This is a genomic window from Mesorhizobium sp. LSHC420B00 (assembly GCF_000503055.1).
Classification (GTDB): Bacteria; Pseudomonadota; Alphaproteobacteria; order Rhizobiales; family Rhizobiaceae; genus Mesorhizobium.
Map to the genome: position 1 here is coordinate 154,777 of NZ_AYVY01000007.1, position 15,470 is coordinate 170,246.

Sequence of the window (15,470 nt, forward strand, 5' to 3'; positions counted from 1 at the left end):
GGACAGAGGGGGGTGCTGTCCCGCCGGCATTGGGCGAGCCTGCAGCGTGTTCGCCCGTGGCCCAGCCATCGCGGCTTTATCGATCGGCCGGTATCCGCTAAGGGGCGGAGACGAATTCTCCGGACCCGCCAATGACCGCCAAGCTCAAACCCTCCCCCCTGTTCCTCGGCATAGACACCGGCGGCACCTACACCGACGCGGTGCTGTGGTCGGAGGCCGGCGGCCCCGGCGGAAAAGTTCTGGCCAAGGCCAAGGCGCTAACCACCCGTCACGACCTGGCGGTCGGCATATCGGGCGCGGTCGATGCGGTGCTGCAAAAAGCCGGCACCGACCCGGCGGCGATTAAGCTGGTGTCGATGTCGACGACGCTTGCCACCAATGCGCTGGTCGAGGGCCAGGGCGGCCGCGTAGCACTTGTGATGATCGGTTTTGCCGAGGGCGACCTTGCCCGCGACGGGCTGAAGGCGGCGCTCGGCACCGATCCGGTGGTGTTCTGCCCCGGCGGCCACGATGTCCACGGCAATGCGGCGAGCCTCGATCTGTCCGGGCTGGAGGCAGCTTTGCCGGAATTGGAAAAGTCGGTGTCCGGCTTTGCCGTCTGCGCCTATTTTGCTACCCGCAACCCGGCGCACGAGCTTGCCGCCCGCGACCTGATCCGCGACATAACAGGCCTGCCGGTCACCGCCAGCCACGAGCTGTCGGCCAAGCTCGGCGGCCCGCGCCGGGCACTGACGACCTTGCTCAACGCCCGGCTGATCTCGATGATCGACCGGCTGGTCGCGGCAACCGAAGGTTTTTTGGCCGCGCGCAAGATCGCCGCCCCGCTGATGGTGGTGCGCGGCGACGGCGCGCTGGTCTCGGCCGCCTTTGCCCGCCAGCGGCCGATCGAGACGATCCTGTCCGGCCCGGCCGCCAGCCTTGTCGGCGCCCGCCACATGACCGGCCTCGACAATGCCGTGGTCTCCGATATCGGCGGCACCACCACCGACGTCGCGGTGTTGGACAAGGGCCGGCCGCGGCTCGATCCGGAAGGCGCCACCGTCGGCGGCTTCCGCACCATGGTCGAGGCCGTCGCCATGCGCACTTTTGGCCTCGGCGGCGATTCCGAAGTGGCGCTGGAGGACGGCGCGCTCAACCCGAAGATCCTGCTCGGGCCGCGCCGCCTGGTGCCGCTGGCGCTGGCCGGCATGATGCATGGCGACGCGGTCACATCAGAACTGGAACGCCAGCTGCGCGCACCCAATCCCGGCCGCATGGATGGCCGCCTCGCGGTGCGCACCGGCGTGCCGGAGCGGCTCGCGGCCGGACTGACCGGTGCCGAAGCCAAGCTTTACGAGCTGATCGGTGCCGTGCCGCAGGCTCTCGACAGATTGCTGACTTCGAATGCCCAGAACGCCACCTTGAACCGGCTGGTGTCGCGCGGGCTGGTGCATGTCGCCGGCTTCACGCCGTCGGATGCCGCGCATGTGCTGGGCAGGCAGGCCAATTGGGATCTGGCTGCGGCGCGTCTGGGTGCCGAGCTGTTCGCGCGCAGGCGTGACGGCCGCGGCCAGTTCATCGCCGCCTCGCCGGAGGCGATCTCGGAACGGGTGCTGACCACGCTGACCCGCCTGTCGGCGGAAGTCATCCTCGAGACCGCCTTCGCCGAGGATGGGCTGGATGGCGCGGCGACCGTCGCCCACGCGCTGGTCCAGCGCGCCGTCGACGCCCATCCCGGCATCGCCCGGCTCAGCGTCGCGCTCGACCGTCCGGTCATCGGCCTCGGCGCCTCGGCGCCGTTGCACTATGCCGGCCTGGCCGAGCTGGTCGGCAATGACTGCGTGGTGCCTGAGGATACCGATGTGGCCAATGCGCTCGGCGCCGTCGTCGGCCAGGTCCGGGTTTCGGCCGAGGCGCGGGTCAGCCAGCCCAAGGAAGGGCTGTTCCGTGTCGCCTCAGGCGAAAGCGTGCGCGATTTCAACGACGAGGCGGCGGCGATCGCCGCGGCGGAGAGAGATGTGCGCGCTATTGCCGCCGGGCGGGCGAAGGACGCCGGCACCGACAGCGCCGAGATCGAAATCGCCAGCGAGTTCCGCGTCTCCACCGTCGAGGGCCAGCGCATGTTCATCGAGGCGCATGTCGTGGCGGTCGCGTCGGGCAGGCCAAGGATGGCGGTGTGATTAGCCGATCTCCCCCCTCGAGGGGGAGATGTCCGGCAGGACAGAGGGGGGCGCTGTCCCGCCAACGTCTCAGTCTTTCGCGGTAACACCTCAGACTTGCGGCTGGTCGTAAATGGCAAGGTCGGCGATCCTTCACGCCCCCCTCTGCCCTGCCGGGCATCTCCCCCACAAGTGGGGAGATTGGCAGCTCCTGCAACGGCGAAAACGCCCTACCTTCACCTATGCCGAATTGACCCTGCAACCGCGACATGCCAAAGGCCCGGCCTAGCCTTTCGTCTGGAGAAGCCCTGATGATCGATCGCGTCGAGATCGCCGGATTGCGGATTGCCCGCGAGCTTCATGATTTTGTCGTGAACGAGGCGTTGCCGGGCACCGGCATTGAAGCGGAGGCATTCTGGAGCGGTTTTTCGGCGATCGTCCATGATCTCTCGCCAAAAAACCGGGCGCTGCTCGAAAAACGCGATGCCATGCAGAACAAGCTCGACCACTGGTACCGCGACAATGGCGCGCCCGTCGACATGGAGGCCTACAAGAGCTTCCTCCGCGAGATCGGCTATCTCCTGCCCGAGGGGCCGGCCTTCAGCGTGACGACCGAAAATGTCGACCCGGAAATCGCGCTGGTCGCCGGGCCGCAGTTGGTGGTGCCGGTGATGAATGCGCGTTATGCGCTGAATGCCGCCAATGCGCGCTGGGGCTCACTGTATGATGCGCTCTACGGCACCGACGCCATCCCGGAGACGGACGGCGCCGAGCGAGGCAACAAATTCAATCCGGCGCGCGGCGCCAAGGTCGTCGCCTGGGCGAAAAGCTTCTTCGACGAGGCGGTGCCGCTCACGACAGGCAAATGGGCCGGCGTGAACGGGCTTTCGGTCGCCAACGGCATGTTGCGGCTGGGCGAGGGCGGCGGCGCCACCACGCTTGCCGACCCCAAGCAGTTTGCCGGCTATCGCGGCGATGCCGCCGACCCCGAAGCCGTCTTGCTGGTCAGGAATGGCTTGCACATCGAAATCGCCATCGACCGCAACAACCAGATCGGCCGCACCGATCCGGCCGGCATTGCCGATGTCGTGCTGGAATCGGCGCTGACAACCATCCAGGACTGCGAGGATTCGGTGGCGGCCGTCGATGCCGAGGATAAGGTGCTGGTCTACCGCAACTGGCTCGGCCTGATGAAGGGCGACCTGGCTGAAGAGATCACCAAGGCCGGCAAGAGCTTTGTCCGAAGGCTCAACCCCGACCGCACCTATACCGCGCCCGATGGCGGCACGCTGACCGTGCCCGGCCGCTCGCTGATGCTGGTCAGGAACGTCGGCCACCTCATGACCAATCCGGCGATATCGGACCGCGACGGCAATGAGGTGCCGGAAGGCATCATGGATGCGGCGCTGACGGCGCTGATCGCGCTGCACGATGTTGGCCCCAACGGGCGCCGCGCCAATTCTCGCGCCGGCTCGATGTATATCGTAAAACCCAAGATGCATGGGCCGGAGGAAATTGCCTTTGCCGTCGAGATTTTCGACCGCGTCGAGGCGCTGCTCGGCATGGCGAAAAACACCATCAAGATGGGCATCATGGACGAGGAGCGGCGCACCACCGTCAACCTCAAGGAGGCGATCCGCGCCGCCAGGGACCGCGTCGTCTTCATCAACACCGGCTTCCTCGACCGCACCGGCGACGAGATACATACCTCGATGGAAGCCGGCCCGATGATCCGCAAGGGCGACATGAAGCAGGCCGCCTGGATTGCCGCCTATGAAGCCTGGAACGTCGATACCGGGCTCGAATGCGGGCTGGCCGGCCACGCCCAGATCGGCAAGGGCATGTGGGCGATGCCCGACCTGATGGCGGCGATGCTGGCCGAGAAAATCGCGCACCCTAAGGCCGGCGCCAACACCGCCTGGGTGCCGTCGCCGACGGCGGCAACCCTGCACGCCACGCACTACCACAAGGTCGATGTCCACGCCGTGCAGCAGGCGCTGAAAAGCCGGCCCAGGGCGAAGCTGGATGACATATTGTCGGTGCCGGTCGCAGTGCGGCCGAACTGGTCGCCTGAAGACATCCAGAAGGAACTCGACAACAACGCACAAGGCATTCTGGGCTACGTCGTGCGCTGGATCGACCAGGGCGTCGGCTGTTCGAAAGTGCCAGATATAAACAACGTCGGCCTGATGGAGGACCGTGCTACGCTGCGCATCTCTTCGCAGCACATCGCCAACTGGCTGCATCACGGCGTCTGCACGCCCGACCAGGTGATGGAAACGATGAAACGCATGGCGGCAATCGTCGACCGCCAAAACCATGGCGATCCGCTCTACCGGCTGATGGCGCCGGACTTCGACAAGTCCATCGCCTTCCTCGCCGCCTGCGACCTCGTCTTCAAAGGCCGCATCCAGCCCAACGGCTACACCGAGCCGGTCCTTCACGCGCGGCGGCTGGAACTGAAGGCGCGAGAGCGGAAGGGATAAAACCCTACGACAGTCGGGCTATGACCGGTCGCGCATCCTCAGGCATTAAATATTTGACCAATGTACTGTAGGGTGGGGGTGAGCGTGATTGGATACTGCCACGACAACGTGCGACGAATTTCTCAGGGGCCAAATGAGCAACAACAGGTCTGAACTAACCGTCAGAAAATTCTTTGCATCGATAATAGTCATTTGGGAAGCATTGCTATTCAATTCGCTGCCGACCCAGGCTGCAGAAGAGGTGCCGTTAGCTGTTCCTCTGATAAAATTGGAGTACCCGGGAAATCCACCCAATATCCGGATGTTGTATGTTAAGGTTCTGTCCCTCGGTAACAGAAAAATAAATCAACCGCTCTTATTGGATACCGGATCCAGTGGCATGACGATCGGCTGTGCTTCTGTGCTTCCCAAGAAGCTGTGTTCCGTCGAAGGAATAAAAATCACGAAAGATTTGGAACTGGATGGGATAACCGTTACCACCCAAAAAGCCGTCATGAATTACGGAACCTACGATGAGTACGGAAATGTTGCGTTGGCCCGGGTGACTTTCGGCTCCCGAGGCTCTTCCGTCTCCACCGAGGCATCCATCCCCTTCCTTGTTCGCTATAAGGAGGTCAGACGCAGCACAGGTGAAATCGTCGGCGGCCGGCTCTGGCCAAAAGGGATTTTTGGCATTTCCCCTATTGGGGGTGGTGGACCAAATCAAATGCTGAAATCCCCAATGGATGCCGTGAGTCCCAGAAATGGCTTGCGAAAGGGGTATTATCTTTCTCCGATAGGAACCGATTGGAGAGCTTGCACGAACGAGGAGGCGAATTGCCCGGCAGTTAAGGCACTTCACATTGGGATATCGGACAGCGTGAAAAGCGGCTTCAATATGGATAAGTGGAAAACCGCTAGCGAGCGCTATAACTTCCCAACCATAGGTTCATGTATCCTATTGAAAGAAAAAACAACTTGCCGGCCGACGCTTTACGACACGGGAAACTCCACGATCGTAATAGCGGACAGCCCGCCAAAAGATTCGGGCGGATCAATGGACGTCGGGACCAGAGTGGCGGTAAAAATCGCGATGCTGGGGGAGTGGAAGTTCGACACGTCATACGGGTCCGAGTTGGAATTCTCTCCAACGATCGGCCACAACATCATTGGCATACGATATTTTGAAACGAATAGTTTACTAGTTGACCTCGAAGCGAAAGAGATCGGAATCCGCATCGGGAATTGACCAGAACTCTTCATCGTGTTCGGCCGTAGGACGGGACGCTCCTACGCCGCCTGCGCCATCCGCTCCGAGCTCATGCGGTAGGAAATCGCTTCGGCCAGATGGATGCGGCCGACCGTCTCGCTGGCCTCGAGATCGGCCAGTGTCCGCGCCACCTTCAAGACGCGGTGGTAGGCTCGTGCGGAAAAGCCGAGCTTTTCGCTGGCATCCCTCAGCAGCGACAGGCCGGCGGCATCCGGCATGGCGATCTCCTCGATGAACGACGGCGAGCAATGCGCGTTGGTGGTGGCGGACGTTGCGCCGAGTCGTTCGAAACGCTCACGCTGGATCGTACGCGCACGCGCCACGCGTAGTGCTACCGCCGCGCTTTTCTCCGCCCGGTCCGGCCGGATCAGATCGCTGGCCGAGACCGCCGGCACCTCGATCCTGAGATCGATGCGATCGAGCAGCGGGCCGGAAATGCGCGCCTGGTAGTCGGTGCGGCAGCGGTCGCCGCGCAGGCAGCGATAGCCCGGCTCGCCGGCCATGCCGCAGCGGCACGGGTTCATCGCCGCGACCAGCTGGATGCGCGCCGGATAGGTGACGCGATGGTTGGCGCGCGCGATCATGCAGTCGCCGGTCTCCAGCGGCTGGCGCAGCGCATCGAGCGCCTGCGGCGAAAATTCCGGAAACTCGTCGAGGAACAGCACGCCGTGATGGGCAAGCGAGGCCTCGCCCGGCCGCACGCGCAGGCCGCCACCGACCATCGCCGCCATCGAGGCCGAATGGTGTGGTGCCCGGAACGGCCTCCGGTCGGTCAGCTTGCCTTCGCCGAGCTCGCCGGCCACCGAGGCGATCATCGAGACTTCGAGCAATTCCCTGGGCGCCAGCGGCGGCAGGATCGACGGCAGCCGCTGCGCCAGCATCGACTTTCCCGACCCCGGCGGCCCGACCATCAGCAGATTGTGGCCGCCGGCCGCCGCCACTTCCAGCGCCCGCTTGGCGGTCTCCTGGCCCTTGATGTCGGCAAGGTCGGGCAGGTCGCGCGCCGAGGCGTGGATGCCGGCTTCCGGCCGCGACAGAACCTGCGTGCCGCGAAAATGATTGGCGATGGCGATCAGGCTGCGCGGCGCCAATATGTCGAAATCCTTGCCGGCCCACGCCGCTTCCGGCCCGCAGGCAAACGGGCAGATCAGGCCCTTGCCTTCGGCATTGGCGCCGATCGCCGCCGGCAGCGCTCCGGCCACCGCGGCAATGGTGCCGTCAAGCGACAATTCGCCAAGCACGACATAGCCGGCCAGCATGTCGCCCGGAATGGCGCCGAGTGCTGCCATCAAACCGAGCGCGATCGGCAGATCGTAATGGCTGCCCTCCTTGGGCAGGTCGGCAGGCGCCAGATTGACGGTGACCTTCTTCGACGGCATCGACAGGCCGGATGCATGCAGCGCCGCCTGCACCCGCTCGCGGCTTTCGGCTACAGCCTTGTCGGCCAGGCCGACGATGTGCATGTTGACCTTGCCCGGCGCGATCATCACCTGCACGTCGACCGGCACGGCCTCGATGCCCTGGAAAGCAACCGTGCGAACCCGCGCCACCATGTCTTCACCCCGGCTGCAGGCTTGCCCCAAGCCCTTGCGATCATGCCGCGAACGGCGTCACCGGAGACAACCACAGATTTCCGGCGAAGGCAAGAACATTTGGGGAACGGCTGAACGCAGCGGCTCCAATGGGTTGCAACGCGGCCGCTCCGAAGCGAGACTAGTTACGCTTGCCCTCCACCGCATCCCAGAACAGGCTGGCGATGTCGGCGCCGCCGAAGCGCTTCACTTCGCGTATGCCGGTCGGTGAGGTCACGTTGATCTCGGTCATGTAGTCGCCGATGACGTCGATGCCGACGAGGATGAAGCCGCGCTCCCTCAGCCACGGGCCGATGCGGCCACATATCTCGCGTTCGCGCTCTGTCAGCTCGGTCTTTTCGGCGCGGCCGCCGACATGCATGTTGGAGCGCGAATCGTGCTCGGCCGGCACGCGGTTGATGGCGCCGACCGGCTCGCCGTCAATCAGGATGATGCGTTTGTCGCCGGCGCGCACCTCCTTGAGGTAGCGCTGCACGATGTAGGGTTCGCGGAACATCTGGCCGAACATTTCGAGCAGCGAGGCGAGGTTGCGGTCGGCCTCGTGCAGGTGGAAGATGCCGGCGCCGCCATTGCCGTAGAGCGGCTTGACGATGATGTCGCCAAACTCCTTGCGGAAGGCGGCGACTTCGAGCGGATCCTTGGTGATCAGCGTGTCCGGCATCAGGTCGGGAAATTCGGTGACGAAGATCTTTTCCGGGCTGTTGCGCACCCAGGCCGGGTCGTTGACCACCAGCGTCTTCGGATGGATGCGCTCGAGGATATGCGTGGTGGTGATGTAGTTCATGTCGAAGGGCGGATCCTGCCGCAAAAGGATGACGTCCATCTCCGAAAGATCGGTACGGATTTCTTCGCCCAGTGAATAATGGCTGCCCTTCTCGTCGCGGACCTGCATCGCCTCGATGCGGGCAAACACCTTGCCGTCGCGCAGCGACAGCCGGTCGGGCGTGTAGTGGAACAGCTGGTGGCCGCGCCGCTGCGCTTCCAGCGACAGCGCAAACGACGTGTCGCCGGCAATCGACACGGTGGAGATGTGGTCCATCTGGACGGCGACTTTCAGGGGCATGGCAGCTCTCCGGCGCACTTGCAGCGATCCACTTGGATGCACAAAGTACGCTCCAACACTTTTGAATCCATGCATCGTGCTGTCCGAAAATCGATTCCGATTTTCGCGCCGATGCATCGACGACAGCGATATAAGGAAATCGGCGGCTTCTGCCAATCGGCCAAGGTCATGATGAGGCTGCGCTTCGTTTGGCGCAGATCCCAATGCGATGTGCCGTCAGTGATCGAAGACCAGCTTGGAATAGCCGAGGAAGGACAGCGCCATGGCAATCAGCGAGGCGACCGCAAGGGCGATGAGCGGCGACACCGTCGGCAGCGCGAACAGGATGGCGCAATAGACGAGATAATTGACGACGCTGGTGGCAATGCCGACGCCGCCATAGCGTGCGCCCTCTTGCGCGATGCCGCGGCTGGAAGGCGAAAACGTCAGATGGCGGTTGATCAACCAGGTGACGGACAGGGCAAAACCGATCGAAATGATGCGAGCCGCGAATGGTCCGAGCGGCGCTATCGTCAGCACCAGCCAAAGCGCCGCCGCATCGGCGACGAAGCCGACGCCGCCGGCGAAAATGAAGCGGGCGAGGCGTCCCATTCAGGCTCTAGGCCGCGCGCGGGGTCTTGCCCGGTCCGGCCTTCAAAGTCGCGAGGGCGCTTGCACGTTCACGTTCGACGCGACCGGAAGGCATCGACAGATAGAAGATGCGCTTCTGCTCGGCCCGGCCGCGCGACACCGAATCGAGGATTACCCCGGTCACCGCCGCCAGCATCGACAGCAGCAGCAGCCCGACCGACAGCACCCAGGTCGGCATGCGCGGCACAAGCCCGGTTTCGGCGAACTCGATCAGCACCGGCGCCATCAGGAACAGGCTCGATGCCAGGAAGAACACCGAAAAAGCGCCGAAGAAACGCAGCGGCTGTGTCTCCTTCATCAGCATGGCGAACATCCACAGGATCTTCGCGCCGTCGCGAAAGGTCGACAGCTTCGACGAGGAGCCTTCCGGCCGGCGGCCATAGTCGAGCCCGATCTCGCTCACCGGCAATTTGAGCTGCGAGGCGTGCACCGACATTTCGGTCTCGATCTCGAAACCGCCGGAAACGGCGGGAAAGCTCTTGACGAAGCGCCTGGTGAAGGCGCGGTACCCCGAGAAGATATCGGTAAAGTCCGAGCCGAACAGCCGCTTGTAGAGGCTGTTGAAGATGCGGTTGCCGAAGGCATGGCCAGTCCTGCCGGCATCGTCGGCGACGCCGCGCCTGGTGCCCACCACCATGTCGGAGCGCTCGGTCAGCAGCGTGTTGATCAGTTGCGGCGCGTCCTCCGGCGCATAGGTGCCGTCGCCGTCGGCCATCAGATAGATGTCGGCCTCGATGTCGGCGAACATGCGGCGCACGACATTGCCTTTGCCCTGGCGCGGCTCGCGCACCACGATGGCGCCGGCGGCGCGGGCTCGGAGCGCCGTCAGATCGCGCGAATTGTTGTCGTAGACATATATCGCGGCGGCAGGCAGCGTCTCGCGAAAGCGCCGCACCACTTCGCCGATCGTCAGCTCCTCATTGTAGCAAGGCAGGAGCACGGCGATGCTCGGCTCATGGCGCACTTCTTGTGGCATTTTCGTCTCCGGATGCCCTGTGAGGTCCCTGACCGCTCAAACGCCGGCCTCGCTCGGGCGGCTTTACTATTTATTGAAGCTGTTAAGGCTAGGTTTAAACCGCCCCGTATTCCTTCCAAAGGTCCTGATATGAGCACAGCCGACGATGGCGCCTCCATTTGGAGGTCCGATATCGCGCTGGCGCTGCTTGCCACGCTGCTGGCGCTTGCCGTCAATGCCTTTGCCGGTTTCCCGGAACTGACCAATGCCGGCGGCGACAACGACAATCTGCTGCGCCTTGTCGAAGTTCGCGACATGCTGGCCGGCCAAAGCTGGTTCGATCTGCACCAGTACAGGATGGGCCTGGAAGGCGGCTTCGTCATGCACTGGTCGCGGCTGGTCGATGCGCCGATCGCCGCCATCACGGCCGTGTCGGCCCTGACCGGGAGCACGGTCTTTGCCGAGAATTTTGCGCAAGTGCTGTGGCCGGCGCTGCTCTTTTGCCTGACCGTATTTTTCACCGCTCGCACCGCGCGCAGCTTTGCTGGTGACGGCGCCGTGCTGCCCGCTGTCGTCGTCGGCGCCGCCGCACTGCACTTCCTCGGCATTTTTTCGCCTGGCGCGCTCGATCACCACAATGTCCAGCTGATGCTGAGCATGGCCAGCCTGAGCCTTCTGCTTGAAGCGCCCTTGCGCGGGCCGGCGGCACTACTCTCCGGCCTGTGCGCCGGATTGATGCTGGCCGTCGGCATGGAAACCGCGCCTTATGTCGCCACCATCGGCGCCTCTGTCGCCACGCTGTTTGCCCTCGACGCCGATGGCGAGAGGCCGATTGCCAGGGATTTCGGCCTCGGCTTTGCCGGCGTGTCCGCTCTCGTCTTTGTCGCCACCATCGCACCGTCCGCCTGGGGTCAGGCGCAATGCGACGCCTTCTCGACCGTGCAGTTCGTCGTCGCAGCGATTGCCGGAACCGGCCTTGCGGCGATAGCGTCGGCCGAGCCCGCTGGCCGCACGCGCCAACGGCGCATCGCCTCGCTTGGCCTGCTTGCCCTGATATTGGCCGCAGTCGTCGTCTTTTTGTTCCCGCAATGCCTGGCAGCGCCCTATGCCAACCTCGATCCGCGCCTCAAGGAGCTATGGCTTGATCACATCGACGAGGCGCAATCGCTGTTCAAGCTTCTCGCTGAAGATCCGGCCGGGGTGGTGGCGCGCTATGCTACGCCGCTCATCGCGCTCGTGCTGATGGCGCTTCGCCTTGGCCGTGGCGGCTGGCGGCGGCAGGACAGCCTTGTCGGCACGCTGCTTGTCGTGGCCTTCATCGTCAGTGCCTGGCAGGTGCGCGGTTCGACATTCTCGATCGCCTTCGCCGTCATCCCGCTTGCTGCCTGGATTGCCAAATGGCGTCAACGGGCCGAGGCCAGCCCGTCGCGCGGCGTGGCGCTGCGCATGGCCGCCGTCTGGCTGGTTTCGGTGAATGCCGTCTGGACTGGGGCTGCCGCGGCGACCTCGGTCGCCTTCGAGGACAGCAATACCGCCGCCGATAATGGCGACGGCGCCGATGTCGCTTGCCAGCGCATGGCCTCCTTTGCGGCGCTTGGCCGCCTGCCCGGCACCACGGTGCTGGCAATTTCCAATCTCGGATCGCCGATCCTGGCCTATTCCGGACACCGCGTCTTCGCCGGGCCTTATCATCGCAACGTCGCCGGCAACCTGCTGGCGCTCGATGCCTTCCTTGGGTCCGATGCCGATGCCAGGACAATCCTGGCGGATCATCACGTCGGCCTCGTCGCATTGTGCCCCGGCAGCCCCGAAAGCAAGCTCCTCGCCGCCAAGGCGCCGGCAGGTTTTCTCGCCGGGTTGATGCGCGGCAGCGTACCGGAATGGCTTGAGCCGGTTGCCGGGACCAGCGGAGCCGCCGTCGAATTGTACCACGTCCGGCTGGGCGGCTGATCGATCGGGGGCGCGTGCGGCCTTTTGTCGGACATAAGTCCCGACTATCCACTCTTTCGCCCTTGCCCGCCCGACATGGCTGGATAGGATGCGCGCCGGTCAGACCGAGATCGTTGGACCGGGAGAGAATTCATGATGCCATCGGCACACTTTGCCGACCTCGAAGGCGCTTCGGTGCTGATCACCGGTGGCGGCTCCGGCATTGGAGCCGCCTTGACCGAGGGATTTATCCGCCAGGGGGCAAAGGTCGCCTTTATCGATATCGCCGACCGTCCGAGCCTGGCGCTGGCCGATCGGTTAGACAAGGAGCTCGGCCGGCGGCCGCTCTATCTCAAGACCGATATACGCGATATCGAGGCATTGCGGTTATCAGTTGCCAAAGCCGCCGAGGCGCATGGCGACGTGACCGTGCTGGTCAACAATGCCGCGCAGGATGACCGTCATGCCGTCGAAGACGTCACGGTCGAGTTCTGGGACAACAATCATGCCATCAACCTGCGCCCGCATTTCTTCAGCGCACAGGCGGTGGCGCCGGGCATGAAGCGGGCCGGTGGCGGCTCGATCATCAATTTCACCTCGACCTCGTTTCTCATCAACCATCCCGATATGCCGGCCTATACCGCCGCCAAGGCCGGCATCGTCGGCCTCACCAAGGGTCTTGCCGGCAAGCTCGGCGTCGACGGCATTCGCGTCAACGCAATCGCGCCCGGCTGGGTGATCACCGAGCGACAGAGAAAGCTCTGGGTCACCGAACAGGCGCTCGCCGCCCACGTCGCCAAGCAGTGCATCAAAGAGGTGATGCAGCCGGAAGACCTTGTCGGCACCGTGCTGTTCCTGGCGTCGGATGCTTCACGCATGCTGACCGCGCAGATGCTGATCGTCGACGGGGGGTTCCTGTGATCTCATCGAGCAAGGCCCCTTCTGTCGCGGCCGTCGACTGGGGCACCACCCGGATGAGGGTGTGGCTGCTCGACGGCGCCGGCAAGGTTCTCGCCGAGCGGCGCGGCGATGACGGGCTGATCACCGCCCAGGCTAAAGGATTTTCGTCCGTTCTCGAAGGGCATCTGGCTGCCATGGGTGCCCCCGAGGCGCTGCCGGTCATCATTTGCGGGATGGCCGGTTCGCGCCAGGGCTGGCTGGAGGCGCCCTATGTCAGCGTGCCGGCGCCGATCGGCGCTATCCTCGCCGGCGCTGCCCGCATCCCCGGCCAGCGCCGCGACATCCGCATCGTGCCCGGCCTTGCCCAACGCCTTGCCGATGCGCCTGACGTCATGCGCGGCGAGGAAACGCAGCTTGCCGGCGCCGGTTTGCCGGCACAGGGACGCCACCTCGTCTGCATGCCCGGCACCCATTCGAAATGGGTGCTGGTCGAGGACGGTTCCATTGCCGGCTTCGGCACCTGGCCGACCGGCGAGCTGTTTTCGGTGCTGGCTGCGCACTCGATCCTGCGCCATTCGCTGGGCGAGCCGCCGCAGCCGGTTGCCGCCGAAAGTCCGTTTTTCCGGGACTGGTGCCTGAAGGCGTTGGCCGAGGGCGGTGACATCGTTTCAAGACTGTTCTCGATCCGCGCCGCCAGCCTGTTGCAGGACCTGAAGCCCGAAGATGCCGCAGCCTCTCTGTCCGGCCTGCTGATCGGCGGCGAGATCGCTTCGGCAAATAGCCGCTATGGGGCAAGCGCCGTGCCCGTCGTGCTGATCGCATCGGGCGCACTCGGCAGGCTCTATGCCGAGGCGCTCGGCCTTGCCGGGCTCGCTTTCAGGGCGGTCGACGCCGATGAGGCGGTGCGTGCCGGCCTTGCCGAAGCCGCGCGCGAAAATGGCATGATCGCCAAAAATGGAGTTGCCGCATGACCGAAACCGCACCTTTTCCAAAGCTCAAGCGGGGTCTGGTCGCGATCCTGCGTGGCCTCAAGCCAAGCGAGGCGGTGGCGATCGGCCAGGCGATCTTCGGCGCCGGCATCGAAGCAATCGAGGTGCCGCTCAACTCGCCCGAGCCTTTTGTTTCCATCGCCAGTATTGTCGAAGCGCTTCCTCCGACGGCGCTGGTCGGCGCCGGCACGGTGCTCACCGCCGCCGATGTCGACGGTCTGCACAAGGCCGGCGGGCGGCTGCTGGTCAGCCCCAATATCGATGCCGAGGTCATGGGCCGTGCCATGCAGTACGGCATGGTGACGATGCCCGGCGTGTTCACGCCGACCGAGGCATTTCAAGCAATCCGGCTCGGCGCCTCGGCATTGAAATTCTTCCCGGCGAGCGTGCTTGGCGCGGCGGGCATTTCGGCGATGCGCGCGGTGCTGCCAGCCAGTGTGCTGGTCGGCGCCGTCGGCGGCGTTTCGGACAAGGACTTTGCCGGCTACAAAGCGGCCGGCGTCACCGTCTTCGGTCTTGGCTCCAGCCTGTTCAAGCCGGGCATGAGCATCGACGAAGTGGCAGCACGGGCGAAGGCTGCGGTCGTGGCCTGGGACGCGGCGTTTGGAGCGGCATGATGAGCGAGACCATCGTTTCGGTTTTTTCCGACCATGTCTGCCAACTCGGCGAGGGGCCAAGCTATGACCCTGCCACGGACACGCTCTATTGGTTCGACATCGTCAACGGCCAGCTCCTGGAACAGCGCTTGTCCGGCGGTGCGGTCAAAATCCAAGAGCTCGGTCAGATGGCCAGCGCCATCGCCATCGTCGACGACCAACGCCAGCTGATCGCCACCGAGACCGGCCTGCATGTCCGCGATGTCGCGACCGGCAAGCTGACGCTGCACACGCCGATCGAGGCCGATAATACGGTCACCCGCTCGAACGATTCCCGCGTTCACCCTTGCGGCGCCCTCTGGGTCGGCACCATGGGTAAGGGCGAGGAGAAGGCCGCCGGTTCTATCTACTGGTTCTTCAAGGGCGAGCTGCGCCGGCTCTATGCGGATCTCACGGTGCCCAATTCGATCTGCTTTTCCGAAGATGGGACCATCGCCCATTATACCGACACCAGCACCGGGCTGTTGATGCGCGTCGGCTGCGATCCTGCGACCGGCCTGCCGGTTGGCGAACCGAAGGTCTTCGTCGATCACCGTTCGGCCAAGGGCTATATCGATGGTTCGGTGCTCGACCGCGACGGCATATTGTGGAACGCTTGCTGGGGCGGCAGCGTCGTCGAAGCCTATGGACCCGACGGCAAGCTTGTCCGTTCGGTGGCGATGCCGGCGACGCAGCCGTCCTGTCCGGCTTTTGTCGGCAGGAATGCCGACCGGATCGCGGTCACCTCCGCCTGGTCCGGCAAGAGCGAGAAGCAGCGCCTGCTCGACCCGCAAGCCGGCATGACGTTTATGCTCGACATTCCAGTCAATGGTCGCTTCGAGCCGCGCGTGCTGATTGGCTAGACCATGGTCCCGAACCTTTGGTTCGGAAAAGATCATGGTCA

The 15,470-nt window shown here is 64.3% G+C and carries 12 protein-coding genes; 8 read left to right on the forward strand and 4 right to left on the reverse strand.

Annotated features, from left to right (window positions below):
- Window positions 1-131: 131 nt before the first annotated feature.
- The 3 genes from X760_RS53030 to X760_RS53040 all read left to right on the forward strand — a co-directional run bounded on the left by X760_RS53030 (window position 132) and on the right by X760_RS53040 (window position 5,852).
- Window positions 132-2,159, forward strand: coding sequence for a hydantoinase/oxoprolinase family protein (locus X760_RS53030; protein ID WP_023718895.1), 2,028 nt, complete (start codon window positions 132-134; stop codon window positions 2,157-2,159).
- Window positions 2,160-2,449: 290 nt separating this feature from the next.
- The gene (locus X760_RS53035; RefSeq protein WP_023718896.1) at window positions 2,450-4,624 is read left to right on the forward strand and encodes a malate synthase G; all 2,175 of its coding nucleotides are present in this window, start codon (window positions 2,450-2,452) and stop codon (window positions 4,622-4,624) included.
- Window positions 4,625-4,757: 133 nt separating this feature from the next.
- The gene (locus tag X760_RS53040) at window positions 4,758-5,852 is read left to right on the forward strand and encodes a hypothetical protein (protein WP_023718897.1); all 1,095 of its coding nucleotides are present in this window, start codon (window positions 4,758-4,760) and stop codon (window positions 5,850-5,852) included.
- Window positions 5,853-5,893: 41 nt separating this feature from the next.
- Here X760_RS53040 and X760_RS53045 read toward each other — a convergent pair whose 3' ends face one another.
- The 4 genes from X760_RS53045 to X760_RS53060 form a co-directional block, all read right to left on the reverse strand.
- On the reverse strand, window positions 5,894-7,426 hold the full coding sequence (locus tag X760_RS53045) for a YifB family Mg chelatase-like AAA ATPase (RefSeq protein WP_023718898.1): 1,533 nt from the start codon (window positions 7,424-7,426) through the stop codon (window positions 5,894-5,896).
- A gap of 160 nt (window positions 7,427-7,586) precedes the next feature.
- Window positions 7,587-8,528, reverse strand: a complete 942-nt coding sequence (gene gshB, locus X760_RS53050; protein WP_023718899.1) for a glutathione synthase — start codon at window positions 8,526-8,528, stop codon at window positions 7,587-7,589.
- A 216-nt stretch (window positions 8,529-8,744) separates the two neighbouring features.
- Window positions 8,745-9,119 (reverse strand): GtrA family protein, encoded by a 375-nt coding sequence (locus X760_RS53055; RefSeq protein ID WP_023718900.1) that lies wholly within the window; start codon window positions 9,117-9,119, stop codon window positions 8,745-8,747.
- 7 nt (window positions 9,120-9,126) lie between these two features.
- Window positions 9,127-10,134 (reverse strand): glycosyltransferase, encoded by a 1,008-nt coding sequence (locus X760_RS53060; RefSeq protein WP_023718901.1) that lies wholly within the window; start codon window positions 10,132-10,134, stop codon window positions 9,127-9,129.
- A gap of 129 nt (window positions 10,135-10,263) precedes the next feature.
- Here X760_RS53060 and X760_RS53065 point away from each other — a divergent pair, with 129 nt between their 5' ends.
- The 5 genes from X760_RS53065 (at window position 10,264) to X760_RS53085 (ending at window position 15,429) form a co-directional block, all read left to right on the forward strand.
- Window positions 10,264-12,063, forward strand: a complete 1,800-nt coding sequence (locus tag X760_RS53065; protein ID WP_023718902.1) for a hypothetical protein — start codon at window positions 10,264-10,266, stop codon at window positions 12,061-12,063.
- A gap of 132 nt (window positions 12,064-12,195) precedes the next feature.
- Window positions 12,196-12,963: an SDR family oxidoreductase gene (locus X760_RS53070; protein ID WP_023718903.1), complete on the forward strand. Its 768-nt coding sequence runs from the start codon at window positions 12,196-12,198 to the stop codon at window positions 12,961-12,963.
- Window positions 12,963-13,913 carry a 2-dehydro-3-deoxygalactonokinase gene (locus tag X760_RS53075; RefSeq protein ID WP_031193988.1) on the forward strand — a complete coding sequence of 317 codons (951 nt, stop codon included), beginning with the start codon at window positions 12,963-12,965 and terminating at the stop codon, window positions 13,911-13,913. The genes X760_RS53070 and X760_RS53075 overlap by 1 nt, the downstream gene beginning before the upstream one ends.
- On the forward strand, window positions 13,910-14,548 hold the full coding sequence (locus tag X760_RS53080; RefSeq protein ID WP_023718905.1) for a 2-dehydro-3-deoxy-6-phosphogalactonate aldolase: 639 nt from the start codon (window positions 13,910-13,912) through the stop codon (window positions 14,546-14,548). Before X760_RS53075 ends, X760_RS53080 begins: the two co-directional genes overlap by 4 nt.
- Complete coding sequence (locus tag X760_RS53085; RefSeq protein WP_023718906.1) at window positions 14,548-15,429, forward strand: SMP-30/gluconolactonase/LRE family protein; 882 nt, start codon at window positions 14,548-14,550, stop codon at window positions 15,427-15,429. Before X760_RS53080 ends, X760_RS53085 begins: the two co-directional genes overlap by 1 nt.
- The last annotated feature ends 41 nt before the right edge of the window (window positions 15,430-15,470 follow it).

Bases quoted from the DNA above. Each gene is read 5' to 3' on its own strand.
- X760_RS53030 (WP_023718895.1), top strand. From the start codon at position 132: ATGACCGCCAAGCTCAAACCCTCCCCCCTGTTCCTCGGCATAGACACC.
- X760_RS53045 (WP_023718898.1), bottom strand. From the start codon at position 7,426: ATGGTGGCGCGGGTTCGCACGGTTGCTTTCCAGGGCATCGAGGCCGTG.
- gshB (WP_023718899.1), bottom strand. From the start codon at position 8,528: ATGCCCCTGAAAGTCGCCGTCCAGATGGACCACATCTCCACCGTGTCG.
- X760_RS53060 (WP_023718901.1), bottom strand. From the start codon at position 10,134: ATGCCACAAGAAGTGCGCCATGAGCCGAGCATCGCCGTGCTCCTGCCT.
- X760_RS53065 (WP_023718902.1), top strand. From the start codon at position 10,264: ATGAGCACAGCCGACGATGGCGCCTCCATTTGGAGGTCCGATATCGCG.
- X760_RS53055 (WP_023718900.1), bottom strand. From the start codon at position 9,119: ATGGGACGCCTCGCCCGCTTCATTTTCGCCGGCGGCGTCGGCTTCGTC.
- X760_RS53040 (WP_023718897.1), top strand. From the start codon at position 4,758: ATGAGCAACAACAGGTCTGAACTAACCGTCAGAAAATTCTTTGCATCG.
- X760_RS53035 (WP_023718896.1), top strand. From the start codon at position 2,450: ATGATCGATCGCGTCGAGATCGCCGGATTGCGGATTGCCCGCGAGCTT.
- X760_RS53080 (WP_023718905.1), top strand. From the start codon at position 13,910: ATGACCGAAACCGCACCTTTTCCAAAGCTCAAGCGGGGTCTGGTCGCG.
- X760_RS53070 (WP_023718903.1), top strand. From the start codon at position 12,196: ATGATGCCATCGGCACACTTTGCCGACCTCGAAGGCGCTTCGGTGCTG.
- X760_RS53085 (WP_023718906.1), top strand. From the start codon at position 14,548: ATGAGCGAGACCATCGTTTCGGTTTTTTCCGACCATGTCTGCCAACTC.